This window comes from Caulobacter sp. (genome assembly GCF_049283275.1).
Classification (GTDB): Bacteria; Pseudomonadota; Alphaproteobacteria; order Caulobacterales; family Caulobacteraceae; genus Caulobacter.
On sequence record NZ_JBAPVS010000103.1, the window covers coordinates 1 to 5,253 of the forward strand.

The 5,253-nt window shown below is 68.2% G+C and carries 2 protein-coding genes; both read left to right on the forward strand.

Annotated elements, in window-relative coordinates; translation table 11 throughout:
- Positions 1-307: 307 nt before the first annotated feature.
- Positions 308-3,553, forward strand: coding sequence for an autotransporter domain-containing protein (locus WAL33_RS05020; protein WP_422179100.1), 3,246 nt, complete (start codon positions 308-310; stop codon positions 3,551-3,553).
- Between the two features lie 236 nt (positions 3,554-3,789).
- A complete protein-coding gene (locus WAL33_RS05025) occupies positions 3,790-5,241 on the forward strand; it encodes an OprO/OprP family phosphate-selective porin (RefSeq protein ID WP_422179102.1) in 1,452 nt (483 codons plus the stop codon).
- The last annotated feature ends 12 nt before the right edge of the window (positions 5,242-5,253 follow it).

Consider the following 5,253-nt stretch of genomic DNA (forward strand, 5'->3'; position numbering starts at 1 on the left):
GGCGTTGGCCGCGCCCGCCGCCGCCAGCGCCAGAAGGGCTCCGGGCCCCGCGAGCACGGCGGCCCACAGGCCCAGGGGCGTGCTGACCGGCCCGTCGTGACGGGCTGACGAGGACGGCGAGGCCATCGGCATGCGGCAGGCTCGATTGCGACGAAGGGAGGATTCGGCGAACCAGATATGGCGCCCTGGGATGGCTTGCGATAGACCGTCAAACGCTCAGAAGCACGACGATGGCGGAAAGCACCGCAATTTCGCCGCAACGTGCCGCAATCTGGGGTCTGGGTTTCTCTCCGAGGTGTCGTTCGTAATGCAGCGCAAGGTCCTGGTCGCGACAGTCGCAACCGCTCCTCTCCTGGCCATGGCGTTCGGCGCTTATGCTGAGACGGTCATCACCACGGCTCGCACGACGCCGATCGCCACCGCGACGGCCTCGTCCACCAACACGCCTGACGACGTGAAGATCGACGCCGGCGGGGGCATCACCCTGACCACCGCCGGTCCGATGGTCACGCTGAACAGCAACAACAAGGTCACGCTCGGCGGCAACGGCCTGACCTCCGTCGGGGTCGACAACTCGACCGGCGTCCTGATCCAGGGCGGCACGACGGGCTTGCTGATCAACAACGCCGCCATCAGCCTGACCGAGGACTACACCCCGGCCGACGACGACAAGGACGGCGACGTCGATGGTCCGTTCGCCAAGGGCGCGGGCCGCTACGGCGTGCGCCTGCAGGGTCCCGGCGTGTTCACCGGCGACATCGTCTCGGGCGGCGCGATCACGATCGAGGGCAATAATTCGGCCGGCATCTCGCTGGAAAGCGGAATCGCGGGCAATCTGACCACCGGCGGCCCGATCACCGTCACCGGCAACGATATCTACGGCGTGCATGTCGCCGGCCCGGTGACCGGCAAGGTCGCGATCAACGGCGCCACGACCACGACCGGCCTGAACGCCGTCGGCGTGGCGATCGACGGCGACGTCGGCGCCTTCGTCGTCCAGACCGCGGTCACCACGACCGGCTATCGCTACACCACGCGCCCGGCGACCGCGACGCTGCGCGGGATTCTCGACGCCGACGACCTGCTGCAAGGCGGTTCGGCCGTGCGGGTGACCGCCAATGTCGCCGGCGGCGTGCTGCTCGACGCCCCGCCCACCGACACCGACACGGCCAACACCGACGAGGACGGCGACGGCGTCGCCGACGCCAGCGAGGGCACGGCGGCGCTGGCGTCCTTTGGCTCGGCCCCGGCCCTGCTGATCGGCTCGGACTCCCGTTCGGTCGCCATCGGCGCGGTCGGCGCGGGCGACAGCGCCTATGGCCTGTTCACCAAGGGCGGGGTCACCGCCAACGGCGTCTATGACGGCGTCGCCGCCACCGCGATCCAGATCGGCGGCAATGCCGGCCAGGCCACGACCATCGCCGGCGGCGTGCGGAACGACGGCACGATCTCCTCCACCGCCTATGAAGCCGCCGCCGCCGGCGTGCAGTTCAAGGCCGGCGCGACCGCGCCGACCCTGTGGAACCGCGGCTCGATCACGACCTTCAGCGTCTCGGAGGGCCAATTCGACGCGCGCGCCGTGACCATCGACGCCGGCGCCAGCGTGACCACGCTGCGCAACGGCGGCACGATCGCGGCCACCGTGGGCGGCGAGAAGGGCAGCGCCTATGGCGTGCTCGACAGAGCCGGCACGCTGACCACCATTCAGAACACCGGCCGGATCTCGGCCTCGATCGTGCCGACCGACGACGCCGACGACAAGGACGACGCCGACACCCTGGCCAGCAACGAGCTGATCACCGGCAAGGCGATCGCCATCGACGTCAGCGCCAACACCACCGGCGTCACCCTGACCCAGAGCGGCCTCAGCGACGGCGACGACCTGAAGGACGGGATCGCCGACGCGGACGCCGACGGCGACGGCGTGGACGACGCGGACGAACCGTCCATCCTCGGCGCGGTCAACTTCGGTTCGGGCGCTGACACCTTCAACATCCAGAACGGCGTGGTGCTCGGCGACGTCTCGTTCGGGGCCGGCGCGGACGCCCTGAACATCACCGGCGGCGGCGTCATGCTGGGCGCCCTGCGCGATTCGGACGGCCAGCTGGCGATCAATGTCGCCAACGGCTCGCTGAGCATGACCAACGCCGAGACGATCAACGCCACCAGCCTGAACCTGGGCGCGACCAGCAAGTTGGTGTTCACCGCCGATCCCGCGGCGGGCACGAACAGCCACCTGGTGGTTTCCGGCGCGGTCAACATCGCGTCGGGCGCCCAGGTGGGCCTGCGGCTGACCAGCCTGCTCGCCGAACCCACCAGCTACAACGTCATCACCGGCGGCACGTTGACCGCCGGCACGATCGGCCAGGAGCTGTTGGGCGACGCGCCTTACATGTACGTGGCCGGCAGCCGGGTCGTCGGCAACAACCTCTATCTCGACGTCCGCAACCGCTCGTCCACCGAGATCGGCATGAACCAGGCCCAGGCCTCGGCCTATACCGCGACCCTCGCGGCGCTGGGCAAGGACAAGGACATCGCCACGGCCTATCTGGGCCAGACGACCAAGGACGGCTTCCTGGCGCTCTACGACCAGATGCTGCCCAGCCAGGGCGAAGGCTTCTTCTCGGCCCTGCAGGACGCCACCCACGCGATCTCGGTCGCCACCAGCTTCCGACCCGATCCGGGCGATCGCTACGGACCCGACAGCCTGTGGGTCCAGGAGATCAACACCCTGGTGCGGCGCGACACCGACAAGACCATGGGTTCCGACACCCAGGCCTTCGGCTTCGTCGGCGGCTATGAGGCCATGGGCGACGCGGGCGGCGCCCTGGGCCTGACCCTGGCCTATGTCAGCATCGAGGAACACGACATCGCCGCCAAGGTGGGCGAACAGACCACCGGCAACTTCGTCCAGTTGGGCGCCTATTGGCGCCGGGCGATCGGCGGCTGGCGCATGAACATCGGCGGCGGCGGCGGCTACGGCTGGTACGACGGCGACCGGACGTTCAACACCGGCGACCTGAACGGCGACGGCACGGCCGACGTCCAACGGCATAATAACGCCAAGTGGAACGGCTACATGTTCAACGCCTTCGCCGGCACGGCCTACGAGGCCAAGTTCGGCGGCCGCTACTTCGCCCGCCCCGAAATCTATGTCGACTATCTCTATCTGGACGAAGGCGAGCGCAAGGAATCCGGCGGCGGCGACGGCTTCGACCAGATCGTCCACAGCCGCAAGTCCGACAGCCTGACCGCCGACCTCGGGGTCGTCTTCGGCGCCGACTACGGCCGCGAGATGTGGTGGCGTCCGGAAGTGCGGCTCGGCTATCGCCAACTGCTGGCCGGCGAGATGGGCGACACCGTGGCCCAGTATGCCGGCGGCGGCTCGCCCTTCACCCTGGCGGCGGCCGGCGACAAGGACGGCGCGGCGACCCTGGGCCTGGCCCTGCGGGCCGGCACGTCGATGTCCTATCTGGCGATCGAGGCCAACGCCGAGGCGGCCAAGAAGCAGAAGCGCTACAATCTCAAGCTGACCGGCCGCGCGATGTTCTAGCGACATTTTGGCGCCTGGACTCCAGGGGCGAATGCAACGAACACTGATCAATAGGGCCCGCGCTTAGGCGCGGGCCCTATTTTGTTTTATATTTCAGTATCTTGGCCGTTTCGTTCAGCCAGGCGCTGAAGGAAAACTCAAAGCCGTGCGGCCTTATCTCTATTTCACACATAGGATTTATCGGCTTTTGTCCCAATCCACACCGGCGCCGAACCAGGCGTCGAGAGGGGAAGTCCATGACCAAGACTCAAACCGTCCTACGCACAGCCCTGATCGCCGGAGCCTCACTTGTGGCCATGACCGGCGCGGCGCATGCCCAGACGGCCGCCCAGACGCCCGAACAGCAGCAGGCCCGCATCGAGGCGCTTGAAGCTCAGCTTCAAGCCCTGTCCGGCCAGATCGCCGACCTGAAGGCCGCGACCGCCGCCAGCCTGAAGGATGTGCGCACAGCCCAGGCCGCCACCGTGGTCAGCATCGCCGGCGGCAAGCCGACCATCGCCTCGGGTGACGGCGCCTTCAGCGCCAACATCCACGCCGTGATGCAGCTGGACGCGGCCCAGTACTATCAGGACAAGCCCCTGCCGGCCTCGGTCACCAACGGCCGCGACCTCAACAGCGGCACCAACTTCCGCCGGGCCCGGCTGGGCGTCGACGGCAAGGTGTTCAAGAATTTCGACTACAGCGTCCTGCTCGACTTCGGCGGCGCCGGAACCGACGGCTCCGGCACGCTCCAGGAGGCGTGGCTGCAGTACAACTACGCCCCCTTCAAGGTGAAGGTCGGCGCCTTCGCCCCGAACATGGGCCTGGCTGACGTCGCCTCGACCAACGGTTCGCTGTTCCCCGAGCGTCCCTCAAGCTCGGAGCTTTCGCGCGGCCTGGCCGGCGCCGACAAGCGCATCGGCCTCCAGGTCCAGACGGTCGGCGAACGCTACCTGATCTCGGGCGCCGTCACCGGCGCCAAGGCCGGCGACGCGGCGACCAACGACGAACAGCTGGGCTATCTGGGCCGCGTGGCCTTCATCCCGTTCAAGGGCTACGACTGGCTGGTCCACATCGGCGCCAACGCCAGCAAGATCGTCACCCCCGCCCAGGCCACCGTCGGCGGCCCCTACAACGTCACCGTCAGCGACCGTCCGGAACTGCGCGTCGATGGCTCCCAGCTGATCTCGTCGGGCGCGATCGACTCGACCGGCGCGCGCCACTACGGCGTCGAACTGGCCGCCCAGAAGAAGAACTTCTTCATCGAGGGCGAATATTTCGACATCACGCTGGACCGCCGCAACCCGGCCGCCGGCGTCACCGATCCGAAGTTCAAGGGCTGGTACGTCGAGGGCTCGTGGGTGCTGACCGGCGAGGCGCGCAAGTACAGCGCCACCAACTTCGCCTTCGACGCCCCGGCCGTCGACAAGCGGTTCGACCCGAAGAAGGGCCAATGGGGCGCCTGGGAACTGGCGGCGCGCTATTCCGTCGCCGACCTGAACTATCATGAGCGGGCGACCCTGGCGGCCGACCGCGTGCGCGGCGGCGAGCAGAAGATCTCGTCGGTCGGCCTGAACTGGTTCCCCAACCCGGTGACCAAGTTCTCGCTCGACTACCTGGATGTCAGCGTCGATCGCCTCGACGCCGCCGGCCTGCAGGCGGGCCAGGACTATCAGGTGGTCAACCTGCGCAGCCAGTACGCGTTCTAGGATAGGTTGGGC